Origin of the sequence: Pedobacter chinensis (assembly GCF_003339865.1) — a bacterium.
Classification (GTDB): Bacteria; Bacteroidota; Bacteroidia; order Sphingobacteriales; family Sphingobacteriaceae; genus Pedobacter; species Pedobacter chinensis.
In genome coordinates this window covers 123,448-145,598 of sequence record NZ_QPKV01000005.1, presented here as the reverse complement: position 1 = coordinate 145,598, position 22,151 = coordinate 123,448, and the positions used below count along the sequence as shown (strand labels likewise).

Genomic DNA, 22,151 nt, shown 5'->3' with positions numbered 1-22,151 from the left:
CTTTGTGTTATTTATCTGTTGCCGTTAATCTTTCTATCTCAAATGCAGTTTCATTAAGCTGCTGAACCTTATCAAAATATCCTGCTTTAAGTTGTATCGACTGGTTGATCAGTATGACCCAATCGAGATAAGCTATTTCTCCGGCGTTAAGCTTATCAGTTGCTGTTTTGATGATATCTCCGGCATTTGCCAGTGAAACTTTTTGATAAGACCGGGTTACCTTATCCAATTTCAGATAGCGCTGAACAGCATTTTCCAATTCATGCTTAACCATTTTTATGTTCATTTCCAGTTCCTGTTCCTTTTGTTGGATCGCAATTTTAGAGGCCTTGATCCGGGATTGCTGGGCACCAAAGAAAACAGGAATTCCCAATCCGATGCTGATGGATGAAAATCTTTTGTTTCCATTGAAATATTGCTCTGCACCGATGCTGTTTGTTTGCCAGCCAATGATACTTGAATTGTTATAACCAAAACTCAAAGATGGCATCAGCTTGCTATTTTCCAATGCTTTTTGCTTTTTGGCAAGTTCCAGTTGCGCCTCGCTCAGCTTAAGAACCGGGTTATGATCTGCTTCCTGTTTAGCAACCAAATGAAATGGGTATACCGAACTATCAGCAGCTGGTTCTAAATTAAGGTTGCTGTTTAATAAAAACCTGAACCTGTTTAAACTTTGATTGTAATCTGTTTCCAGCATTTCCATTTGACTGCCAATTTGTTGTTTCTGATTTTCAGCTGTGCGAAGTTCCAAAACATCAACATCACCAGACCTAAACCGTTGTGATGTTTTTTCAAGAAACGCGCTGTAAACACTATCTGCCCATACTAAAAGCTTACGCTTTTCTCTTAACAGGATCAGATTGAAATAGGTAGATTTGACTTCGGCCTTAAGATCTGACCGTTTACTGTTCAATTGTATTTCTCCAATGCGGATATTGGTTTTATGAACTGCATTTTGCCGGCCATAAACGGTAGGAAAATCAATGTTTTGCACTATCGAAAACTTATTGTCATTCTCCAGGCTATTAAATTTTCCATAATCGAAACCCAGAGCAGTTTTTGGAACATCAAAACTATTCTTGCTCAATTGTTCATAATATTGCACTTCTGTTCTGGCAACCCGTAACGACACATTATTTTTGATTGCAGTATCAAGGGCGGCTTTAAGATTAATTTCCTGTGCCTGAGATGGAATGGTTCCCATGAACATCAAAACCACCACTATGGCAAGCTTACCCTTTGACCGGAAATATCCAAAGCCCTTTTCAAATATGATATATAACATTGGTAAAACAAATAAGGTTAACATGGTTGAAACGAGTAAGCCTCCAATTACCACTGTAGCCAGCGGTTTTTGAACAGCTCCGCCTGCGCCCGTACTAACGGCCATCGGAATAAATCCCAGAGAAGGAACCAATGCAGTCATCAATACGGCACGAAGCTTTGACTTTGTTGCATGGATAACGATGCGTTTTACATCGGTCCACCCTTCTTTTTTCAAGCGGTTAAATTCCGTTACCAGTAAGATTCCGTTAAGCACAGCAACACCGAAAAGTGCTATAAAACCTACTCCTGCTGATATACTAAAAGGCAAATCCCTTATCCAAAGGGCCAATATTCCACCTGTGGCAGATAAAGGAATGGCCGTGTAAATGAGGAGGCCCTGTTTTACAGAGCTGAAGGCAAAATAGAGCAGCAGGAAAATCAGCAGGAGCGCAATGGGCACCACAATTGCCAATCTTGATTTCGCGGCGGTCATGTTTTCAAAGGAGCCTCCGTATGAAATGGTATATCCTTTTGAAAGACTAAGTTGCCCGGCCTTTTGCTGCAGTTCTTCTACAATGGATTGTACATCTCTGCCCTTAACATTGAAACCTACAATTATTCTTCTTTTAGTATCTTCCCGTTGTATCTGGTTTACCCCTTCAACTTCATCAATATTAGCCACCAGGCTTAGTGGAACCTGATTACCTGATTTGGTAAGTACCATCAGGTTTTCAACATCTCTGATATTTTTTCTCGCCGCCTCATCCAAACGCACCACCATATCAAAGCGCTTTTCCCCTTCATAAATCTGACCCGCAATCTGACCTGCAAACGCAGTATTGACCACGCGGTTTACGTCAGTCACGTTTATTCCGTATTTGGCCATTCCATCTCTATTGTACTTAATCACAACCTGCGGCATTCCCGTAACCTGCTCTTCATAAACATTAATAGCACCTTTAACGGTTCCAATAATTCCTCCCAAGCGCCTGGCATACGTTGCCAGCGAATCAAGATCTTCACCGAATATTTTGCACACCACATCCTGGCGTGCCCCCGTCATCAATTCATTGAAACGCATCTGCACAGGAAACTGAAAACCAACTGTAATACCTGGAATAACTTCTACAGCCTTTGTCATTTTTGCACTCAGTTCCGGAAACGAGCTTGCAGAAGTCCATTCTTTTTTGGGTTTTAAGATCACCATCATATCACCAGCCTCAAAGGGCATAGGATCTGTCGGGATTTCAGCACTACCAATTTTGGTTACTATTTTCTCCACCTCGGGAAACTTATCCAGTAAGATTTTCGATGCTTTTTGAGTGGTTTCAATGGTATTATTAAGATTGCTACCTGTTAATAAACGCGTTTCTACAGCAAAATCACCTTCTTCCAATTGGGGAATAAATTCTCCTCCCAGGGTACCCATAATCAATACGGCTATTGCAAAAAGGGAAATTGTTACGGTTAATATCGTTTTTGGAAATTTAAGTACGCCGCTCAGCACAGGTTGATATTTACGTTCCAGCCAGGCCATCAGTCTATCCGTAAGATTTTTCTTATGGCTGATGGTTTTGTTCAGACATAGCGCCGACATCATCGGCACATAGGTAATGGATAGGATAAATGCACCAAATATGGCAAAGGCTATTGTCCATGCCATAGGTTTGAACATTTTGCCCTCAATACCCTCCAGTGATAGAATGGGGAGATAGACAATGAGGATGATGATCTGACTAAATACTGCTGATTTAATCATAGAGCCAGTCGATTTCTCAACTTCCTCATCCATTTGATTTTGATCTATCCGGTTAAATGACCTGAAATGTTTACTATGCGAAAATCTATGGAGAATCGCTTCTACAACAATTACAGAACCATCAACAATAAGGCCGAAGTCTATCGCACCTAACGACATCAGGTTTCCGCCAACGCCAAACTTGTTCATTAAAATGATGGCAAAAAGCATTGATAATGGAATAACGGAGGATACAATTAAACCTGCCCGCAGATTTCCGAGGAAGAAAACCAGTACAAAGATCACAATCAGTGCACCTTCCATTAAATTGGTTTCTACAGTACTAATGGCATTATCCACCATTTTGGTCCTGTCAAGGAAAGGCTCAACAACCACGCCCTCAGGAACCATTTTTTGGATCTGGGCAATTTTATCCTTAACCCGTTTAACCACAACCGATGAATTTTCTCCTTTCAACATCATTACCACAGCTCCGGCCACTTCACCTTGTGCGTTATAAGTCATCGCACCGTAGCGTATAGCCGATCCATATTGTACCCTGGCTACCTGAGCCATTAATACAGGCATGCCATTATCAAGGGTTTTGACCACAATCTTTTCGATGTCGGCAAGGCTTGTGGTTAATCCTTCACTGCGGATATATAATACCGTGGGCCCTTTCTCAATATAGGCACCTCCGGTATTTTCATTATTCTTTTCCAGGGCATCAAAAACATCTGCAATTGTAAGCCCGTAGGCTTTTAGCTGATCTTGTTTAACGGCAACTTCATACTGTTTTAATCTGCCGCCAAAACTCGAAACCTCTGCCACACCGGGCGTTCCAAGAAGCTGACGTCTGACAATCCAGTCCTGAATGGTGCGGAGGTCTTGTTCATTGTATTTGCCTTCATAACCTTTTTTTGGACGAACAACATACTGGTAAATCTCACCCAAACCAGTGGAAACCGGCGCCATTGCCGGAGATCCTATTCCCTGTGGAATTTCTTGCTGAACCTGTTGTAATCGCTCGGCAATCTGTTGCCGGGCCCAATAAACGTCTGTTTCTTCATTAAAAACAATGGTTACAAGAGAAAGCCCGAAACGGGAAAAGCTCCTGATCTGTTTAAGGCCTGAAATACTGCTGCATGCTTGTTCAATGGGAAATGTAATTAAACGTTCAATATCCGGAGCACCTAAAGAAGGGGAAACGGTAATAACCTGAACCTGATTATCCGTAATATCAGGAAGTGCATCAATGGGTAATTTAGTAACCTCATAAGTTCCCCAACCCACAAGGGAAAGAACAAATAAGGCAATGATCAGCTTATTCCGAACGGAAAAGCCGATAATCTTATTTAGCATAATAAATTATTTTAAATGGATCGACATATCATTCGAGGTAAGGGCAAGCCCCCCCGAAAAAAAACAGGAATAGTTGAAAATTACGCTATTGCGATAGGCGGTCTGAACAGACTCCCGAATGTGGGATTGCTATGTTTGCGCTCGTAATGGAAAGAGCAATCGGTTAAAAGATTTAAACAAGCCGCTTTTAAGAGAATAAACTTTTCGGCTGGAACACCAACTGAAATTACATGATGCCCATCTATCTTTTTAAACGGAAGCTTCATATCCTCTTCGTCGTCATCATCATTGAGATCTTCCCCGAAATAATGCATTTCCAGAAAATCAATAAAACCGATCTGTGAATTGAGTTCGTGGTGTTGAATAAAATGTGAAATAAGTTGAGGCATTTTTAGCACTTCACGTACAGAAGCGTTAAAAGCAATTATAGGGAACAGCAGGAAAATGACAACTTTGTTCACGCCCCAAATATAGGCAACATCAAACTTAAATCAAATGTCAGAACCTATCAAGTCTGTTACCTCTAAGCAGTACCTAAGAACTGGATGGCAAAAACAAAGTTATTAAAAGAAATATACTTGAATAGAAAGTAGCGGTAAGCTAGGCAAAGTAAATGTTATGAAAAACTGATACTGAATGACGTTTACCATCAATCAATAATTCCACTTTTTTTCACTTCAACATCAGAAATTTTTTCGCCAGCCATTTCCAACAAAGTAGTTTCAATCATCTGGCACATTGAATTGAGGGCTAAGTCGTTATCCTCGGTTCCAAAAGGTTGCTCGATCTCATCTGCAATGGCTTCAAAAGCAACGAAAGTATAGGCGATAAAAGCGACGATAAATGGGGTTAGCCAATGGAGACTATCTACCAGGCCAAATGGCAATAAAAAACAGTAAAGGTAAACCGTTCGGTGCAACAGCACCCGATAGCTGTAAGGTATTGGCGTTGAGATAATACGTTCACAGCCACCAACAATTTCAGCCAGCTTATCAAGGTTCTCATCAAACCGCATTTGTTGTATCGCATCAATGTTGTTGGCATTTCTCCTGTCAGTTACCCATTGCGCCATCAGTTTCATAATCATTACCGGTTTAAACTTGGCAGGTTCAATGAAATTAAAGTGCGTTTCACTAAGCCGTCTTTTAAGGTCAGCACGAGGATCGGTTCCTCTTAGCTGATGTTTCAGCGCATAAGTAAAAGCGGTTAGAAGCATAACAAAATTAATTGACTGCGCTTTATCTGCCGAATTATTTGGTAACGTAAGTGCCTGCCGGGTCAATGATCGGGCAAAATTCAGCAGACCTCCCCAGAGCTTACGCGCCTCCCAAAACCGGTCATAACTGACATTGTTTCGAAAACCAAGAAACAAGGCCAGTACAAATCCAAATAAGGTTAAAGGAGTTGGGTTTAACGGTACTTTGAAAGAAAGGATTTTACCGTGAAAAAATACCACCACCAGCGATAAAACAAAAAGCAGGATCAACCGGGGAAGAACGCGTGGAAGAACAGAACCATGCCATACAAACAGCATTTTAAACCAGTTTTCCTTCTTTCTTATAATCATCAGATAATTTTTTACAGGTTCTTATTGCAAATCCTGGTATATGATTAAATCCCGACAATAATAATAATTAATAACCGAAAAACGTATTTTATCAAGTGGCACTTTGCAACGCATCAATTAACCTGATTATGCATAAACACCTATAAGATTTTTTTGAAGAACAGAGCTAACCCATGAAAGCATAATAAATTCTCCATTCATTACCTATCAACCAAAAAGAATTGGCTCCAAATTCATAAGAATGCAAAACCTTTATTTTTTAGATAACCGGGAAAAGGATTCTATTTAAAATCAGGAACGGGAAACAGGTAACCTCCGAATAAGATATACGACCACAACAATGTCCAGAATATATTGAAAATCTGCGCAATAACAAAGGTGAACGCAGGCCTTCCCCCCTGAAGTTTAACCAGTGAAGAAAACCTGGCTTCCATGCCTATGGAAATAAATGCAATGGCAAACCAGACGGTACGCAGGCCATTCAATGTTGGTGCGACACTTTTTGCGGTTGCCGGCGATAATATGAAAGAAAAAACCATCGATGCAGCTACGAAACCCAGTACAAATTTGGGAAAACGCTCCCACACAATTTTAAGGCCAGGTCGCTCTGCCTTTGCTACAGGAATATGTTCATCGCTGCTTTTTGGCTTTCTGTAAGCCCACCAAATTGCAATAAAAAAGGCAGCGACACCAATAAATACATTTTGAGAGAATTTAGCAATCACTCCTGCCTTAACTGCAATTGGCCCCACTAAATCACTCGCCGCGGTAACAGTTGCGGTGGTATCCAACGTACCACCAAGCCAGGCGCCACCAATTACCTCAGGTATATGGAAATATTTAATGGCCCATGGTAAAATGACCATCATAGGAATTGCCATGATAAGTACGAGGGTGGTTACATAAGATAACTTGCGTTTATCTCCATTGATAGCTCCTGCAGCGACAATTGCCGCAGACACCCCACAAATAGAAACAGCAGATGCCAGGATTATTCCAAATTCATCATCTACTTTTAATTTACGGCTTAGCCATAAAGAAAAAAACCAAACTGCGCTAACCACGATAACAGCCTGAATAATTCCAGGCAACCCGGCCTTAATCAAATCAGCCGACAAAATAGTGGTACCCAAAATCACAAGTCCGGTTTTGATATAGAATTCAGACCGGACGGCTTCTTTTAACCACGAAGGCAATTTGATCAGATTACCCAGAAGAATTCCGATAAGAAGCGCAAACACAACATATTCCAATCCATAGTAGGATATGCTTTTGTTTCCAGCAATGATGAAAGACAGGTTTGCCAGTAAGTAAATCAATGTAAAACCAATTGCAAATTTGCCAACATGGCCACCTGATAATCCAACTGCCAGACTAGCCAGCACCAAAAAGACCGCACCGGTTTCGATGATCAAAACCAGGTTTTGTGGCGATAGTATTTTATCGGTAAGCTCATCGCCACTGGCCCATTTGTATGAGGGCATTGTTATCGCGCTTCCACTGCCGGTTAAATACAATACTGCAGCAATAATAACCGCTCCTAATATAACCGCCCACCAATCTTCAGTAAGCGATTGCAAAAATGTTTTCTTATCTGGAGTGATACCTGCATCTGTTAAGGCAGCTGTATTGTCTGCCGCAGTGTTTTGGTTTGACATCATCAATTGACTGGTATGGCGATTTTAATTTAACCTATTTTAATGTCTGCATTGTATTTATCTTTATACACATCCCGGCAAACAGAAAATTACACCTGAACTTTCGAATTTCCAGTAGAGAGTTTCTCCAATTTGTTCAGGATTTGGGTAAATATAAGTACAAATGATTAATTCTACAAAACATATAGACTAACTGTTTTTAAAGCTATTTTGATTACTTTTGCCCACCCGGTCCATCTGTATATGGGTATTTATATATTATTAATTCATATTATTGATCAGAAAAAATCCAATACATGAGTGTAAAAAACAATAGTTATGCTATAGTAACTGGTGCAAGTAAGGGTATCGGCAAATCCATTGCTGCCGAACTGGCTAAAAGGGGTTTCAACCTTCTTTTGGTTGCACGCTCTGCTGATGAGCTTCACACCGTTGGCAATAAACTTATCAGTGATCATCAAGTAGATGTTGATTTTCTTGCAGTTGATTTAGGATTAGCTGGTGCACCAAACCTGGTGTTGGAACATGTATTGCAGAAAGGTTATGCTATCAGTGTGCTTGTTAATAATGCAGGCTATGGTCTTTGGGGCAAATTTGGCGAACTTGGATTGGATGATCAGTTAGAGATGTGCAGACTCAATATGGACACGCTGATTTCATTATGTCATCTATTTCTCCCTTTGCTATCCCGGGAAAAGCAATCTTATATCCTTAATGTCTCCAGTACAGCCGCCTATCAGGCCGTACCTACTCTGGCCATTTATTCTGCAACAAAAGCTTTCGTTTTATCCTTTACCCGGGCATTACGCTTTGAACTCAAGGAATCCTCTGTATCGGTTTCCTGCATCAGTCCTGGTCCGGTAGATACTGGTTTTGCACACCGTGCGGGAATGGATGCTTTTAGTAAAATGGCAGAAAAATTCAATATGAGGCCAGAAGAGGTTGCTAAAATTGCAGTTAAAGGGATGCTGGCCAGGAAATCAGAAATCATTCCGGGTCTTACCAACATGATCAGTGTATATGCAAACAGAATCCTGCCGAAATCGTTTATTGAAAGAATGGCTGCAGGAATTTACAAGACCTGATAGAAATATTTTAAAATAAATTCATGAATCTTCTTTTGAATATTAAAAAAATGTTACGTTTGTATTAAATACTACTAAATCCGTAGATTATGTATATCAAAGAAACTGATTTCTTCCCTTCAGCACAGAACCACTCGCGAATGCGAATGTGTTGTTGCTGCGCATAATCCGAATCTCAACCAATTTACATTTTCTCAATCATTAAACTTTTGAATCCATGGCATCACCGTATCCAACGTTTACCCTATCCGAAAAACTCTCTTCAGAACAAATCGACTTTTTCAATACCCACGGGTATATTCATTTCAAGAATTTTATCACTAAATCCACTGTCGCCTCAATCGTTCATGCCTCTAAAGAGGTTGAGCGGGCATGGATTAATGCAGATATCAGAAAGATCAATGGTGTGCCGATCAAATATGGAAAAGACCTTGATGGTAAAAGAATAGTTCAGCGCTTTGCCTTTATCAATCAGCACCACCGGACTTTAAGCGGACTATTAATGGACCCAAGAATAGAGGCTCTCCTACCACTGGCAGGCGAAGGTTCACGTTTGGGTACTGAAGAAAAAGACGGAATGGTATTCAACCACTATATTAACGGACCAGAAAGCAGCTTTACTAAAATGGGCTGGCATACCGATGGACTGAGAGATATCTTTTATGGTGGAAAGCTCAACCCGATGCTGAATGTAGGTATCCATCTCAGTACCCAAAAGGAAGAGAATGGCGGATTGAAAATTATTCCGGGCACACATAAACAAAGCATATATCAAATGTTGTTTCGTAAAAAGTACTTTCTTGATAACAAACCTGACAGTGATGAGGTATCGATTTTACCAGAAGCTGGAGATCTTACCATTCACGATGGCAGACTTTGGCATCGAGTTGCACAATCGTCGGTTCGTGGAGAGGAAAGCAGACGAAGGGTTATCTATATTCCAATCATTGCCGGGAAATATGCACCAAAAAATGAGAACAGTCCAACAGTTTTTTATCAGCGTTTCGCTGGAATTGTAAAATAGCCTCTATGGTATTCATATTGATCTTTAGTTACCTGGTCAGAACGGGAAAGTTTAAAAAACAGCTGGTCTTCCTCAGGGCATTGCCACGTAAAATCGGATCAGGAATCTTTCGTCCGGGAGCAGCAATAATTCCCGGCCTTATCATTTTAGCATCTTGATGGAACAGGAGGAAATTACGCAAGTGCAGAGAGTTGAGCGGGAAAGGATATTCGCAGACCGAAAAAGAACCAATATATTAAAAGTGCCTGAACAACGGCTAATCCATTTCCTGTTGGAGAAAGTACCAAAGTCTGTTTCACCTAACATGATGACCGCAATCGGAATATTTGGCTCACTGATTGTATTTACAGCTTTTTTACTTTCAGCATTTTACGGCCGCTATCTTTTGCTCACCGGAATTGTTGGCCTTATCATTAACTGGATTGGTGATTCGCTTGATGGAAGGCTTGCTTATTATCGCCATATTGCCAGAAAATGGTATGGTTTTGCGCTCGATATCATCATGGATTGGCTTAGCATCATCCTGATTGGACTCGGTTATTACTTTTATGCCACAGAGGCGGCAAAGATGCTGGGATTTTTGTTCGTGGTATTTTATGGCTGGTCAATGATCATTTCGTTACTCCGCTATAAAATTCTTGGTATTTATCAGATTGACTCCGGCCTGCTCGGTCCAACAGAGTTGCGGGTAATCATTGCATTGATTCTGATCCTTGAATGTGTAATTCCAGGTTCGATCATTTATTCGGCCATTGCCTTTACCGTTACATTGCTTGTCATTAATATATTGGATACGGTTAAACTACTGAATATTGGCAACCTTCGGGACGAGGAGGAAAGAGAAAGATGAGCAAGCTGTCGTCAGTTAAGGTTTTTTTGAAAGCACAGGTATCGGCCTTTTCCGGTGGTGTGACAGATTATGGAATGATGATATTCCTTACCGAGGTATGTAGGATACATTTTGCCTTCTCTATTCTAATCTCCGGATCTTTGGGAGGGGTGGTAAATTTCTGCATCAACCGCTTTTGGGCGTTTAAACATCAGGCGGGCTACTCTGCATCGGCGCAAATGCAATTGATCAGGTTCTTCAGTGTTGTAATAGGGAGTATCTCACTAAAATCAGCAGGTACATATCTTTTACACCGCAGCCTTAACCTGGATTACAGAATTGGCAGGTTACTGATTGATGGAGTGGTTTCTTATGGATTCAATTATCCGCTGATGAAATATTGGGTGTTTAAAGTTTTACCAATTCAGGCTGTGGATTGTACAAAGGACAAAACGGAGATGGCTCGCTCGTGATCGTCAAAAACAGTTATCTTAAATATATCATGCATAAAACCGGCAAAAAATACCCAAAGGGGTCAATATTCAGCTTTTCCATAGTGTTACTTTTTTGTTTACTCATTTTTGCAGACAGGTTATGCGCACAGAACGGAGATCCTTCTCCTATTCATTTCCCAACACCAAAAAATGTGGACAACATGCTATTCTATTTACAACGAGATCCCAATACCAATACCCTGATCTATGCCTTGAATCTGGCAGAGAATGGTGATGTCAACCGGTCACAACCTGTTTCAACTTACTGGATTCGATATGCTGAAAAAGGAGAAAGGAAGGAACTGGGGTACATCCAAAGAAAATTTGCTTATGGAATATTATCAAAAGAGCTCAGCAAAGATCACTTTGAACTACGGCTTGTATCGCAGAAAGCTTTCCCACTATATCTCAGCAAAAGAGATACTGACCAACAGTATGAGGTAACAGCAACCGTTAATGGAAAAAAAATCAGGGTTACCCGAATTTTCGTCAGAATAGTAGGTGGATCTTTTTGGTTGCCCAATGTGAAATATGCCCAGATTGAGGGAACAGACATCGCGAATGGTAAGCCAATCAACGAAAGGATTACCGTAAAGTAATCGGCGATTTGTCTTAAGCTCTGATATGCCTTTCAGCGTTCCGTTTAGCACGTTTCAGTTTATAGTTGAACCATTTTTGCCCAAATAAACGCCGCAAAAGATTATCGATTCTACGGATAATCAATATATTCCTGAAGCCTTTCAGCTTATCGGTTAACGAGGCTGATAATGCTCTATTGCTTACCGAATAGCCTTGACTTAAGTACTGAATATAATGCCAGTAACCCGATGGAATATAGAGCGTTTCACCCGGTTTGAGCACACACTCCCACCCTTTCAATAATTTCAGTGCAGGATATTTTTCATAATCTGGTTTTCTCAGATCAACAGGCCCGTGGAAGTTGAAAGGAAATTTGTACAGTAGATCAGACTGGTCATTCGCGAAAAGGAAGATTCTTTTTTCTCCCTCGAACTGGCTCAGAAACACATGGCTCATATCAATATCGTAGTGATACCGTACGCTTGCACCTTTTCCTCCGAAAAACAACAGTGGAAAATTGGTCAGAAAGCCTTTCATGGGTGGAATGATTTTAAGGGCCTTCCTTAATTTGGGTCGGTAAACCAATAAGTTGAAGAGGAAAAGTCTCAGTTCACTCGGCTCCCGTTCAATCAGATCCAGATAATCAGAAAACAACATCTGCCGCTCCGGCGGACTGGTTACATAGTCAGGGTGCGCATCCTCACTACCGTGAACAGCAACAATTTTATTTCCAGCTTCTTTTCTGAAGTAATCGTAATTCCAGTTCTTAAATGCGGAACTTTGTGAAATAAAATCGCAAAGAATTACAGGCCTTTTGCGTTGAACATAGTTTTTTTTGAAATCCGCAATATCCAATCCCTGCAGATAAGGTATAGGCTCAAGGGTCATTTTTCTGATCTTTTTAACTTATGCCAAAATTTATATTAAAATAAACACAAGAAATACTATTCTGGTTGCCCTTATTAATATCATTTTGATATACACAAATGTAGGAAAAAACAAAAAGACTACAATATCTATGGACTTAATATAAATACATTATATTTGCATATCATTAACATTGGCAGATGCTTAAAAGTTGATGCTTCTGCCATGATATTATTTATAGTCATGTGGCCGAGTGGTTTAGGTGTAGGTCTGCAAAACCTTATACGGCGGTTCGAATCCGCCCATGACGTCAAAACAATGCCGGGGATAAAATAATAAGAGCAATGATAGCCGGAATTATCTGGCTATCAATTTACCTGTTTGGCATAATAAACTTAAACTTGTTAATTTTTGAATATGTCTGTCTATTTTGATTATCCCTCTATAAAGGATTTTTTCGACATTCCGGGAAATTGTGCCGCGGAGAACCTGGATGACTATGAGGACCGCAGGTTTGAATCAGAGAAAACCATTCTCCATCAGCAGGATGATATAGAACGGGAGTCTTCCAAAGAAGATTTAAAATCATAACAAATACGTTGCTGCAGAAAATCTTTTCAAGCACAACTGCTGTGTTTTTGTAATTTACTGTTAATCATAATTTTAATTCTTAAAAAATAATGTCCCGCAGATTTAAGAAAATTACGCAGACTTTATTTTTATCTGCGTGATCAGCGGCATCTGCGGGAAAACACCTGAATAATCCGCAAGCGATGAAACGAAAACTTTAATAACAGCACTATTCTTCGTGCCCATCGATACCGTGTTTTTGTAATTTACTGTTCATCATAATTTTAATTCTTAAAAAATAATGTTCCGCAGATTTAAGAAAATTACACAGACTTCATTTTTATCTGCGTGATCAGCGGCATCTGCGGGAAAACACCTGAATAATCCGCAAGCGATGGAACAAAAACTTTAACAATAGCAATACTCTTTACAAAAACAATTCAGCGGTAAGTCATATGCAATGCCTGTAGGTCAGGGATTCTTCGTGCCCATCAATACCGTGTTTTTGTAATTTACTGTTAATCATAATTTTAATTCTTAAAAATGTCCCGCAGATTTAAGAAAATTACGCAGACTTTATTTTTATCTGCGTGATCAGCGGCATCTGCGGGAAAAAAACCAAGAAGTAAAAACTGAAATTTAGACTGATTCGACTGAAATTTTTTCATATTTTTCTGAAAAAATTTCAGAAAACAGGCTTCAAAACCAATTAAACAGCCATTGGCACGGCACTTGATGTTTTCTAGCCGAACCTGAAAATCAGGTTAGAGAAAAAAGTTAATTAATTTATAGTCCGTTTATGTATTAAAAATCATTAAAGGAGAACACACTATGACATTGGTTAAATTTAATCCCGAAAAAAAGAACAATGCATTATTGCCAGGCTTTAATGACATTTTCGAATCTGTATTAGGCGACACCTTTTTTTCTGAGCGCCGCACGAACAGCGTTCCTTCTGTGAACATTTCAGAATCAAATGAAGAGTACCACATCGAACTCGCTGCTCCCGGCCTGAAAAAAGAGGATTTCAAGGTAAGCGTGGAAAGAGACATGTTAACCATCTCTACAGAAAAATCCATGGAAACCCAAAACGAAGGTAAAACTTATAACAGAAGAGAGTTCAGTTACGCTGCCTTTACCAGAGCCTTTACCCTTCCTGAAAGTGCCGATGTTGACCACATTCAGGCCAGCTACACTGATGGGATATTAAAACTCAACCTTCCAAAAAAAGAGGAAGCCAGGGCTGTTTCCCGTCAGATCGAAATCCAATAATTGAAAATGCCGCGAACCGCGGCATTTATTTTTTTTATTACGATTACATTATGGAGTAAAAAAATAAATCATTTTAAGCATATGGAAACCAGATTTACCATATCGCTCTCCCTTCAGGTGCCTAACGGCAAACTCCCTTATGGAAGATTTATGCTTGGTACTGAAATGAAAGTTGCACAGGAAATTTTTGCCATGTTAAAGGGAAAGAATGAACCCATTCAGGGTTGCTGTATTCAGCTGGAACTTTTGGAGGAGATTGCCGCATTACCAGTTCCGATTGGCGTGTTGAACTGTTGCCTGGAAGATCTGAAGGAAAATATCGCCATTATTTCAAAAGAGATTTTCAGGATCTCCAATTTAGAGGATGATGGCTTCAAAACCTTAAAATAACTTTCATTAATGGTTAGCTGTAAATGTTTCTAAAAAATGCTATTGTAATGGAACAAAAAAAGATATTGATTGTTGAAGACGACCTTGTACTTTTAGAAACCTTACAGGATATCCTGGCCTCGAACGGATATGATTGTTTGGGCTGCCATCATACTGATCATGTGCTGGAGCAGGTTGAACAGTTCAGACCCGATTTGTTGATTCTGGATTATATGCTCCCTGATTGGAATGGTGGAGAGTTGTGTGGCGCCATCCGATCGCTGGATGGATTTGAGTATACTCCAGTCCTCATTATCTCTGCTTATGCAAAAATTCTGCTTTCGCTTGCAGAATATGGCTGTGACGCAGTACTGGAAAAGCCTTTTTCAGTTGATGAATTGCTTAAAGTGGTTAATTCGCTCATCTCTTCAAAATCTACTGATAGCGGCCTGCTTCCGAAAATCAAAACCATAGTAAAACGTGCCATTCCCCGCATTCAGGTTTCTTAAATTACCCGGGTAAATCATTGTTGGTTCTACAGTGGTTTGTTTATCTTCCATAATGCTGAAACAGGGCAGACATTAAATATATTTTAATTAAAAACCGGTTTAGTTAATCCCAACAATCACAAAATAAGCATCGTTTGATTTCTTTACGATCAGATCCAGATGTTCGTCAAAATCAACAAGATTTGAGGCTTCATCATTTAAAAAAGTCGTGAATACCTCTAAGTCCTGGTCAGGAGAAATGACTACTTCCAATGTTTCGCTGCTTTTCCACTGTGTTGATATAATTTCCGGATAAGCACCTTTTAGAAGCGAAGCAAAACCTTTTCGTGAAAAAGCTTCATCCAACTGACCTGCAAGCTCATGAAGAAATGGTTTCAGTTCTTCATCAGACGTATTCCATTGCATTTCTCCCGCACCATCACGCCACATGCTTCCGATGTACCGACCACCTAATGTAACGCCATAACATTCTCCGGAAGTTTCAACAATGGCCTGTGTGATACCTTTATCGGTAAGGATCTCAAAAACATATCTTTCCATATTTAAATTGGGTTCAGTTGATTTAGGCTGAAGCCGCAGTTTTTTCTTTTTTTGACTTAACAAATAGGCCGAAGTAAGAGAGAAACCAATAATGCCACCAAGGATCAATCCCTTTTGGTGTTTAATTGCCCATTTCTCTATCATATCGCAGTAGTCTGAAATCTTTGTGTTATCCATATTCGCTAAAAACATAATCAGCGTGTGATAGTTTTAAAAATCAATCTGTTGGAAAATTAAACTTAAATGCCCCTTCAGTTTTCGGTTCCTTCACCTTCCTCAGGTGCATCGTTGCCAGATTCGCCTTCGAGGTATTGACCGCTAATGGTATTTTCCCAAAGGGTTTGCTGGTTCAGTCGTCTTGCGGCTTCGTCAATTTCTGTATTTTGCGAAGCACCATCTATGGTTCTGGTATTTTTCTTCATCTGTATATATTTTATTCATATCTAGGGTGTGATTTTTAAAATCACAATGTTTTATTATAAATCATTTCTGTTTAAGATATCCAGCTCCTTCAAAATCTAGAGCCTGAAAGAAAGCCCCAGAAAATAACTTTTACTGGAATCGTGCTGAATGCCATAGTTTACTCCCCCGTCTATCTTCAGGTCTTTTGCCAGTTCAAACTGTAGACTTGCATTCAGATAATTATTCCAATGTTTCTCTTTCAGGTTATAGGTATAATAGGTTTCGGCGATTCCGTCAAGATGCTTAAAAAGCGGATGTGCAATAGTAAGGGTTTCCAGAATCTGGTTGTGGTGGCCATTTCCTTCTTCATCCTGAAGCCTGTCGGCTTCAAGCTGCATGCCGAGTTTCCATTCCTTCCCAACTTTTAACAACATAGGCACCATAAGTCCTCCTTCATACCTGCTTTCCTCATCAGCTACAGAAGTGGGAAACTTGAGGTATGGCAAAACGGCAATTGCGAATTTACCTTTATCGTTACCCATAATATTTTGTTTGATACGCAGGGTAACATCTCCCAGTCCATGGTTAGCCGCCACTTCTGATTCCTCTCCAAGCCGCTCTTTGGTTAAAACAAAACTTTCAAGTACAACCTGCACTGCCGTTGATCTGGTAATGCCGAGCTTTAAATTGGCCTGGTTAAAAAGATAAGTATGCTTTACGCCATAATTACCATCAAGTCTTTCATACCGGAAAAGATCGCTTTCATATTGAAAATGACCCGCATCTATGGTTTGAGGCGATTCGGTAACACCTGGCCGGTCTGTTTCCATTTCCCTGAGTTGAGCCCTGGGCACGGGTTTGAAAAGGTTGTAGTTTTGAGGTGCCTGCGCAAACGTGTGCATATATAAGACGATAAGGAGCCCTGCAGCTAGAAATATTTTTTTCATTCGGTCAGTTATAAATCCATAACAACACAGCTTGCAATAAAGTTTAGCAGAAGTTTATCCGTTCTCAAGCCTAACTATTCAATTGGGCCATCATTCCAATGAGTTATATCAGCCCAACTTATCATTACATAGAGGAACGCTATGCTGCTTGCGATAAAAATCTCCGTTGCACATTCTCTGACTGAAGAAAACCATTAAAAATCACAGTAGCTATTAAACAAAAACACCCAACCAGAAAATGGCCGGGTGTGTAAATGATTGAAGTAAACCATTATTTCCCAATAATTCTCGGTGCATTTGATGTGCTGTCTCCATATTCTTTAGCCCCAACACTATCCCTTGCCGTGCTATCTCTCAAAAGACCAGCAGAATCACTTTCAACATAGGTGGAATCCTGATCTGATCCATCAGCCCTGTTTCCGCTACATGCTGCCAATGTGAAGGATAAAGCTGCCGCCAATATTATTAATTTCGTTTTCATATCGTTTAATTTTAACCGTGTTTATGAGGAGGTATTGTTTTTTTTAAGGTATTCAGCAATGGCAGAACGAGAACTGCTTCCCGATGCCTGTGCTAACTTTTTATATTCTGCAGGGCTGATTCCAGCTTGTTTAGCTGCATAAGATACCTCGTTTGCGTCGTTCAAATCTACTTTAGCATCGTCACGACCATCTTGTTTTTTCTTGTTATCCATATTAATAAAACATCAGTTTACACATTTGGTTTTATCTATTCCTTGCAATAGACTCATAAAGACCTGGCTCGGGAACTATATTCGGACAAGCAGTTCCATCACGATACAAAGACGTTTTTCTTTGCATGACACTCATATTTTCAGCATCACATTTACTCAGTGCATATTTTCTATAATAATAATTGTGAGCCATGCGCCATTAGAAAGGTCATTACCTGTTTTTATTCCAATCTGTCAATAAAACGGTAACCCCTGCAATGGTTGTGAAAGCAATGTTGAACAACAGTGTACTCCTCGTTTTTCGAAAAGGGCTGAAAAAAGATTGCAGTGCAAATTGCGCAATGTTAAAAGGATCAATCTTCTGATGTGTTTTCAAAGGAATAATTCCTTTAATGGCAACGGGTTGCTTGGTCAGGGCTATATAAGGTAGTAAAATCAATGCCTCGGCAGCATAAATTTGACGTGCTTTTTTATTTAACCTGAGCACAGAGGGAAGCACCAAAAGACTGCCGACCAGCAGATAATCTATAATGGCGTGATGTTTAGGCGAAATTGGTTTGGTATTCATAACTTTAGTTTAAGCAACAGGTCATTCATGCCTCGGTTGAAAATCTTCCCGTTCGCCTTGCCCCTCTTCATTCTCAAAATAGGTTCTGGCACGTTTGAGTCCGGTAGCAATTGCAATACCTTCCTCAACGCCCTCTTGTAGAAGTGCGTTAGCAATTTCAACAGCCTTTTCCCGCAATGGAATTGGCTGATTCTTATATGATGGTGGATAATCTCCGTTATACCAGGGCATGACGATCGTTTTTTCTATCAATAACAAGGCCTGGCAACAAAAAGTTTAGACATACGGCACATCATTCCTGATTGTTTTAATTTAAGAAGGAGTTTGAATGCCAGCCGGGTTTTCATAAATCAAACAAACCTGAAGCGGCATCAGTCAACTCATCTTAACTTCCTGATTTAGTTCCACCTTTCACATCATCGTTGCTGATATTGCGTTGATTCTTTTTGATGGAGTCTTTCAATTTTCCGAACTTCCAGTTCAGACTCATGTTAACAGAACGGTTATAGTTCTGGCCGCGGTAACGTTGCGAGAAATTAGGTCCTTCTGTAAAAGTTTCATAATACCTGTATTTTAAAAATGGATTATTCAGGCCAGCCGAAATGGTCAGCTTATCTTTGATCAGCTCTTTACTTCCACTAAATGACATGTAATAATATTCTCCTGATCGTCCTTGCAATAATACATCAGGGGCACTGTAATTAAAGCTAGCATTTGCACGCCACTGGTGCTCAAATTTATAACCGGTATTCATATAAATATAGCCTGATAAACCTTTGTTGGCCGTCATCACACCATTGATTGCACCTTCAAGCCAGGTATAACCGAGATTACCACTCAAACTCAGGTTCCATTTTTTAGTTAACGGATAATTGATGTTGATATTCGTGGTCAGGTTTTTATTTCTTCCGATATTGGCATAAGTGCTTCTGGTGATCTTATCCACGTCATTGTACACCGAGATATTTTGAATGGTATTATTTGCAAAGCTATACCCCAACCCGATGTTCACTGAACCGGTTTTGAATCTGCCATAAGTCAGGTCGAAATTATTGCTTACAACCGCTTTCAGATCAGGGTTACCTGAAGATTCAAAGTTTGGTGTAGACCGGTCAACAAAAGGATTAAGGTTGTAGATTCCAGGACGTTCGATACGCTGGGTAAAACCAAAATTCAAATTGCTCTGGTTCTTAAATTTACGGTTTACCGAAAAGGAAGGGATGATATTAAAGTAATCCGTGTTGACATTCGATGAATTGCTAACGAAATCTGCCCGCACAAAAGTTTCTTCGATGCGAACACCGGCCTTAAAGCCCCAGTTGCTGAGGTTATAAGAATAAGAGTTGTAAGCACTTAAAACGTCTTGATTGTTGCTAAAGATGTTGGTTCTCGATGGATCGACCTGGTAATCACCGCTAGCATCATTGAAACGTCTATACTCAAAGTTACTGTTATTGTCTCTCAAAATTCCTTTCAAACCACCTTCAATATTCAGCTTTTTAACCGGATGCACATAGTCAAGCTGTATGGTTTGTTCTTTTGAACGGCTGTCATTCTCCTGAATATAATCAGGATCGTTATAGTTCTGTCGGTTGCTGAAAGTTAAATCATTCTTTTGAGGGTTACTGCCGTTATTGTATTTATAAGAGAAAGTTAGCAGACGCTCTTTATTACTTTTAAAACCGAGCTGATAGTTCAGTGTCATATCAAGGCCACCCCAGCCAAAACGATTCCTACTTAATAAATCATAAGCGGTAATCTGACCTGGAGTGGTTAATCTGAAAATCTGGTTGTTGGTCGATTTGTTGTAACCTCCATAGGGGTTTACCTCTGCTGTGATCAGATTTAAGCTGTCGATTTCCAGGCTAAGCTCAGCCCCACCATAACGGTAGTTATTGTCAAACCTTCTTCTTCCGATATTCAACAATTCAGAAGGACTCGTGCCGTTGGTAATCCTTGAATTGCTGTTCTCTGTTTCGGGCGCACTGTAGAAACCGGTACCTCCATAAGCGGTCATACCGAATTTTCCCTGTTTTATGGTTACAAAGCCACCTAAACCCGGGCCGCCCACCGGAAACTGGTGGCGAAGATTCAGGCTTCCGTTATAACCATTATCTATTTTTTTATTCGTTATAATATTAATGATCCCTGAAAGCCCTTCACTATCATACTTTGCCGGCGGAGTAGTGATAACCTCTATCTTTTGTATTGATGATGCGGGCATACTGCGCAATACATCCTTCGGACTCCTCGCCACCATGCTGGAAGGTTTGCCATTGATCAATATCTTGTAGTTGCCGCTGCCTTTAAGCTTGATGTTATCATCGGCATCAAGAGAAAGTAAAGGAACTTTTCGCATCATATCAAGCGCAGTCAACACTTTACTCTCCGGATCGGCCTGTGTATCGTAGCTGATCCTGTCCACTTCCTGTTTAATGATTGGCCGAAGCGCACTTACTGCAACCTCATTTAAGGTATTTACTTGTGAAACGACACTAATCTGTCCCGCATCAAAAGTTTCTTTAGCGGCACTAAGTTCAAAAGAAATGGTTTTTGCATGGTAACCCACCGCAATCGCCGTCAGGTCATATTTCCCAAAAGGTATTTTATCAAATGCAAACGCGCCGTTTTCTGTTGTAACAGCTGTTTTAAGCACCACGCCATCCTTTTTAATGGCTAAAGTGATAAACTCAAGCGTTTTTTTAGAGGCAGAGTCAATCACTACACCCTTAGCTACTCCCGCGGTTTGTTGCGCGTGCGCAATGATGGAAAATGCGGTCAGGAACAGAAAAACAAGAAATGGAAGGCAACGCTTGCGGCAGGTAGTTAATTTACGGTTTAGCATGTATTGAAAGTGTAGAGTATATAACGCGGATAAAGAAGACAAATACTGTTTTTAGCACAAGACAAAAGAATGATTGAATCGTTGCATCACGAGATCAGAAATTTTCAAACTGATATTTATGGTATTTATAATTCCGTCTCAACGCTCAAAATCAGTATTTGCATGTTCTTGAGCCCTATAGGCCTAGGTTATGGATTTCTTAGATAAATATTGCCGTAAGAAGAACTGAAATCATAACTGGGTCCCTGGCCGGGAGTAGCAGTTATCGCCGTAAAAAATCGTTCTTCTTTTAACTCATTGGGCTTTAAGCTCAGGTTGGTATAGATTTTCCCGAAACGATTGGTCATTTTCAGTTTGCCAATCAATTGATGGTTCAATTTGGCGTCGATTCCGCCATAAGTAGCATCAATTTTCATAGGGCCTTTGAAATCCTGAACCTCCACCATTCCATAAACCGAAGAAATCTCCGTGTTAATGTTTGCAGGTAATTTAATATCAATGATGATCTCTACATCCTGAGTTTGATAATTTGAGGTTACCGACCTGCCCTTCTCTTTTATAAAAGCATTCATGTCTTCTTTGGTATTGAAACGGGTTTTAATGCCATTCTCTACCACGTAATAACGGTTCGGAATTTTGTTTATATCAAGTTTATTCTCAATAAGCAGCCGCCCGTTGGCTTCACTTTGAAGCAACGTAAAAACGGAATCAGCAACGGCTCCATCAATTTTCACAGAGGCTTCTACAGAGATTTCATTTTTGTTCCAGCTACTTACACGTATCGTTTTTGGATAATCAAAACGGAATGTTACCGTTTGCCCCTGTTTAACAGGATAAGATTTATTGATTTTGGTTTGCGAACAGGCAATACAAGGCACTAAGGCTGAAAACAGCCAGCATAATAATATTGATTTCATAACATTTTTGTTTATTGCTCCGGGAAGCCCAATGTAGAACCTCAGGGCG

Annotated in this window: 23 protein-coding genes and 1 tRNA gene; 10 read left to right on the top strand and 14 right to left on the bottom strand. The window is 40.1% G+C overall.

Going from position 1 to position 22,151, the window contains the following annotated elements; all coding sequences use genetic code 11:
• Nucleotides 1–7 precede the first annotated feature (7 nt).
• The 4 genes from DU508_RS14170 to DU508_RS14155 all read right to left on the bottom strand — a co-directional run bounded on the left by DU508_RS14170 (nucleotide 8) and on the right by DU508_RS14155 (nucleotide 7,594).
• On the bottom strand, nucleotides 8–4,366 hold the full coding sequence (locus tag DU508_RS14170) for a CusA/CzcA family heavy metal efflux RND transporter (protein ID WP_115403459.1): 4,359 nt from the start codon (nucleotides 4,364–4,366) through the stop codon (nucleotides 8–10).
• 80 nt (nucleotides 4,367–4,446) lie between these two features.
• Nucleotides 4,447–4,755, bottom strand: coding sequence for a hypothetical protein (locus tag DU508_RS14165; RefSeq protein ID WP_158542180.1), 309 nt, complete (start codon nucleotides 4,753–4,755; stop codon nucleotides 4,447–4,449).
• Between the two features lie 260 nt (nucleotides 4,756–5,015).
• The gene (locus DU508_RS14160; RefSeq protein WP_115403457.1) at nucleotides 5,016–5,933 is read right to left on the bottom strand and encodes a bestrophin family protein; all 918 of its coding nucleotides are present in this window, start codon (nucleotides 5,931–5,933) and stop codon (nucleotides 5,016–5,018) included.
• A 281-nt stretch (nucleotides 5,934–6,214) separates the two neighbouring features.
• Nucleotides 6,215–7,594, bottom strand: a complete 1,380-nt coding sequence (locus tag DU508_RS14155; RefSeq protein WP_233509595.1) for a YeiH family protein — start codon at nucleotides 7,592–7,594, stop codon at nucleotides 6,215–6,217.
• A 293-nt stretch (nucleotides 7,595–7,887) separates the two neighbouring features.
• Here DU508_RS14155 and DU508_RS14150 point away from each other — a divergent pair, with 293 nt between their 5' ends.
• From DU508_RS14150 to DU508_RS14130, 5 genes are all read left to right on the top strand, one after another.
• Complete coding sequence (locus tag DU508_RS14150) at nucleotides 7,888–8,676, top strand: SDR family NAD(P)-dependent oxidoreductase (RefSeq protein WP_115403455.1); 789 nt, start codon at nucleotides 7,888–7,890, stop codon at nucleotides 8,674–8,676.
• A gap of 217 nt (nucleotides 8,677–8,893) precedes the next feature.
• Nucleotides 8,894–9,700 carry a phytanoyl-CoA dioxygenase family protein gene (locus tag DU508_RS14145; RefSeq protein ID WP_115403454.1) on the top strand — a complete coding sequence of 269 codons (807 nt, stop codon included), beginning with the start codon at nucleotides 8,894–8,896 and terminating at the stop codon, nucleotides 9,698–9,700.
• A gap of 157 nt (nucleotides 9,701–9,857) precedes the next feature.
• Nucleotides 9,858–10,550, top strand: coding sequence for a CDP-alcohol phosphatidyltransferase family protein (locus DU508_RS14140; protein ID WP_115403453.1), 693 nt, complete (start codon nucleotides 9,858–9,860; stop codon nucleotides 10,548–10,550).
• A complete protein-coding gene (locus DU508_RS14135; RefSeq protein WP_115403452.1) occupies nucleotides 10,547–11,002 on the top strand; it encodes a GtrA family protein in 456 nt (151 codons plus the stop codon). The genes DU508_RS14140 and DU508_RS14135 overlap by 4 nt, the downstream gene beginning before the upstream one ends.
• 182 nt (nucleotides 11,003–11,184) lie before the next feature.
• Nucleotides 11,185–11,622: a DUF4833 domain-containing protein gene (locus DU508_RS14130; protein ID WP_199562718.1), complete on the top strand. Its 438-nt coding sequence runs from the start codon at nucleotides 11,185–11,187 to the stop codon at nucleotides 11,620–11,622.
• A 13-nt stretch (nucleotides 11,623–11,635) separates the two neighbouring features.
• Here the strand turns inward: DU508_RS14130 and DU508_RS14125 are convergent, their stop codons facing one another.
• Nucleotides 11,636–12,490: a cupin-like domain-containing protein gene (locus DU508_RS14125; RefSeq protein ID WP_115403451.1), complete on the bottom strand. Its 855-nt coding sequence runs from the start codon at nucleotides 12,488–12,490 to the stop codon at nucleotides 11,636–11,638.
• 218 nt (nucleotides 12,491–12,708) lie between these two features.
• On the opposite strand from DU508_RS14125, the gene DU508_RS14120 reads away from it, so the two are divergent.
• The 5 genes from DU508_RS14120 to DU508_RS14105 all read left to right on the top strand — a co-directional run bounded on the left by DU508_RS14120 (nucleotide 12,709) and on the right by DU508_RS14105 (nucleotide 15,189).
• Nucleotides 12,709–12,780 (top strand) — tRNA-Cys (locus DU508_RS14120).
• A gap of 106 nt (nucleotides 12,781–12,886) precedes the next feature.
• On the top strand, nucleotides 12,887–13,060 hold the full coding sequence (locus DU508_RS23860; protein ID WP_158542179.1) for a hypothetical protein: 174 nt from the start codon (nucleotides 12,887–12,889) through the stop codon (nucleotides 13,058–13,060).
• Nucleotides 13,061–13,870: 810 nt separating this feature from the next.
• Nucleotides 13,871–14,311: an Hsp20/alpha crystallin family protein gene (locus DU508_RS14115; RefSeq protein WP_115403450.1), complete on the top strand. Its 441-nt coding sequence runs from the start codon at nucleotides 13,871–13,873 to the stop codon at nucleotides 14,309–14,311.
• Between the two features lie 81 nt (nucleotides 14,312–14,392).
• On the top strand, nucleotides 14,393–14,701 hold the full coding sequence (locus DU508_RS14110) for a hypothetical protein (protein ID WP_147273636.1): 309 nt from the start codon (nucleotides 14,393–14,395) through the stop codon (nucleotides 14,699–14,701).
• Between the two features lie 47 nt (nucleotides 14,702–14,748).
• Nucleotides 14,749–15,189 carry a response regulator gene (locus DU508_RS14105; RefSeq protein WP_115403484.1) on the top strand — a complete coding sequence of 147 codons (441 nt, stop codon included), beginning with the start codon at nucleotides 14,749–14,751 and terminating at the stop codon, nucleotides 15,187–15,189.
• Between the two features lie 99 nt (nucleotides 15,190–15,288).
• On the opposite strand, the gene DU508_RS14100 is transcribed toward DU508_RS14105, so the two are convergent.
• From DU508_RS14100 to DU508_RS14065, 9 genes are all read right to left on the bottom strand, one after another.
• Nucleotides 15,289–15,921 carry an MPN domain-containing protein gene (locus DU508_RS14100; RefSeq protein WP_115403448.1) on the bottom strand — a complete coding sequence of 211 codons (633 nt, stop codon included), beginning with the start codon at nucleotides 15,919–15,921 and terminating at the stop codon, nucleotides 15,289–15,291.
• A gap of 59 nt (nucleotides 15,922–15,980) precedes the next feature.
• Nucleotides 15,981–16,151 (bottom strand): hypothetical protein, encoded by a 171-nt coding sequence (locus DU508_RS23855; RefSeq protein WP_158542178.1) that lies wholly within the window; start codon nucleotides 16,149–16,151, stop codon nucleotides 15,981–15,983.
• A 96-nt stretch (nucleotides 16,152–16,247) separates the two neighbouring features.
• Nucleotides 16,248–17,078, bottom strand: coding sequence for a transporter (locus DU508_RS14095; RefSeq protein WP_115403447.1), 831 nt, complete (start codon nucleotides 17,076–17,078; stop codon nucleotides 16,248–16,250).
• Nucleotides 17,079–17,349: 271 nt separating this feature from the next.
• Nucleotides 17,350–17,559, bottom strand: coding sequence for a hypothetical protein (locus tag DU508_RS14090; RefSeq protein ID WP_115403446.1), 210 nt, complete (start codon nucleotides 17,557–17,559; stop codon nucleotides 17,350–17,352).
• A 21-nt stretch (nucleotides 17,560–17,580) separates the two neighbouring features.
• Complete coding sequence (locus DU508_RS14085) at nucleotides 17,581–17,772, bottom strand: DUF3606 domain-containing protein (RefSeq protein ID WP_115403445.1); 192 nt, start codon at nucleotides 17,770–17,772, stop codon at nucleotides 17,581–17,583.
• A gap of 211 nt (nucleotides 17,773–17,983) precedes the next feature.
• A complete protein-coding gene (locus DU508_RS14080) occupies nucleotides 17,984–18,340 on the bottom strand; it encodes a hypothetical protein (protein ID WP_115403444.1) in 357 nt (118 codons plus the stop codon).
• 21 nt (nucleotides 18,341–18,361) lie between these two features.
• On the bottom strand, nucleotides 18,362–18,571 hold the full coding sequence (locus DU508_RS14075; protein WP_115403443.1) for a DUF2188 domain-containing protein: 210 nt from the start codon (nucleotides 18,569–18,571) through the stop codon (nucleotides 18,362–18,364).
• Between the two features lie 154 nt (nucleotides 18,572–18,725).
• Entirely contained in the window at nucleotides 18,726–21,185 is a 2,460-nt protein-coding gene (locus DU508_RS14070) for an outer membrane beta-barrel family protein (protein WP_115403442.1), read from the bottom strand.
• 188 nt (nucleotides 21,186–21,373) lie between these two features.
• Complete coding sequence (locus tag DU508_RS14065; protein WP_115403441.1) at nucleotides 21,374–22,102, bottom strand: hypothetical protein; 729 nt, start codon at nucleotides 22,100–22,102, stop codon at nucleotides 21,374–21,376.
• Nucleotides 22,103–22,151: the final 49 nt, after the last annotated feature.

What these genes read in the sequence shown, in the direction of transcription:
- DU508_RS14145 (WP_115403454.1), top strand. Translation starts at nt 8,894, where the DNA reads ATGGCATCACCGTATCCAACGTTTACCCTATCCGAAAAACTCTCTTCA.
- DU508_RS23860 (WP_158542179.1), top strand. Translation starts at nt 12,887, where the DNA reads ATGTCTGTCTATTTTGATTATCCCTCTATAAAGGATTTTTTCGACATT.
- DU508_RS14115 (WP_115403450.1), top strand. Translation starts at nt 13,871, where the DNA reads ATGACATTGGTTAAATTTAATCCCGAAAAAAAGAACAATGCATTATTG.
- DU508_RS14075 (WP_115403443.1), bottom strand. Translation starts at nt 18,571, where the DNA reads ATGCCCTGGTATAACGGAGATTATCCACCATCATATAAGAATCAGCCA.
- DU508_RS14130 (WP_199562718.1), top strand. Translation starts at nt 11,185, where the DNA reads ATGCTATTCTATTTACAACGAGATCCCAATACCAATACCCTGATCTAT.
- DU508_RS14135 (WP_115403452.1), top strand. Translation starts at nt 10,547, where the DNA reads ATGAGCAAGCTGTCGTCAGTTAAGGTTTTTTTGAAAGCACAGGTATCG.
- DU508_RS14165 (WP_158542180.1), bottom strand. Translation starts at nt 4,755, where the DNA reads ATGCCTCAACTTATTTCACATTTTATTCAACACCACGAACTCAATTCA.
- DU508_RS14070 (WP_115403442.1), bottom strand. Translation starts at nt 21,185, where the DNA reads ATGCTAAACCGTAAATTAACTACCTGCCGCAAGCGTTGCCTTCCATTT.
- DU508_RS14065 (WP_115403441.1), bottom strand. Translation starts at nt 22,102, where the DNA reads ATGAAATCAATATTATTATGCTGGCTGTTTTCAGCCTTAGTGCCTTGT.
- DU508_RS14170 (WP_115403459.1), bottom strand. Translation starts at nt 4,366, where the DNA reads ATGCTAAATAAGATTATCGGCTTTTCCGTTCGGAATAAGCTGATCATT.
- DU508_RS14090 (WP_115403446.1), bottom strand. Translation starts at nt 17,559, where the DNA reads ATGAAAACGAAATTAATAATATTGGCGGCAGCTTTATCCTTCACATTG.
- DU508_RS14155 (WP_233509595.1), bottom strand. Translation starts at nt 7,594, where the DNA reads ATGATGTCAAACCAAAACACTGCGGCAGACAATACAGCTGCCTTAACA.
- DU508_RS14105 (WP_115403484.1), top strand. Translation starts at nt 14,749, where the DNA reads ATGGAACAAAAAAAGATATTGATTGTTGAAGACGACCTTGTACTTTTA.
- DU508_RS14125 (WP_115403451.1), bottom strand. Translation starts at nt 12,490, where the DNA reads ATGACCCTTGAGCCTATACCTTATCTGCAGGGATTGGATATTGCGGAT.
- DU508_RS23855 (WP_158542178.1), bottom strand. Translation starts at nt 16,151, where the DNA reads ATGAAGAAAAATACCAGAACCATAGATGGTGCTTCGCAAAATACAGAA.
- DU508_RS14100 (WP_115403448.1), bottom strand. Translation starts at nt 15,921, where the DNA reads ATGTTTTTAGCGAATATGGATAACACAAAGATTTCAGACTACTGCGAT.
- DU508_RS14080 (WP_115403444.1), bottom strand. Translation starts at nt 18,340, where the DNA reads ATGAATACCAAACCAATTTCGCCTAAACATCACGCCATTATAGATTAT.
- DU508_RS14160 (WP_115403457.1), bottom strand. Translation starts at nt 5,933, where the DNA reads ATGATTATAAGAAAGAAGGAAAACTGGTTTAAAATGCTGTTTGTATGG.
- DU508_RS14140 (WP_115403453.1), top strand. Translation starts at nt 9,858, where the DNA reads ATGGAACAGGAGGAAATTACGCAAGTGCAGAGAGTTGAGCGGGAAAGG.
- DU508_RS14110 (WP_147273636.1), top strand. Translation starts at nt 14,393, where the DNA reads ATGGAAACCAGATTTACCATATCGCTCTCCCTTCAGGTGCCTAACGGC.
- DU508_RS14085 (WP_115403445.1), bottom strand. Translation starts at nt 17,772, where the DNA reads ATGGATAACAAGAAAAAACAAGATGGTCGTGACGATGCTAAAGTAGAT.
- DU508_RS14150 (WP_115403455.1), top strand. Translation starts at nt 7,888, where the DNA reads ATGAGTGTAAAAAACAATAGTTATGCTATAGTAACTGGTGCAAGTAAG.
- DU508_RS14095 (WP_115403447.1), bottom strand. Translation starts at nt 17,078, where the DNA reads ATGAAAAAAATATTTCTAGCTGCAGGGCTCCTTATCGTCTTATATATG.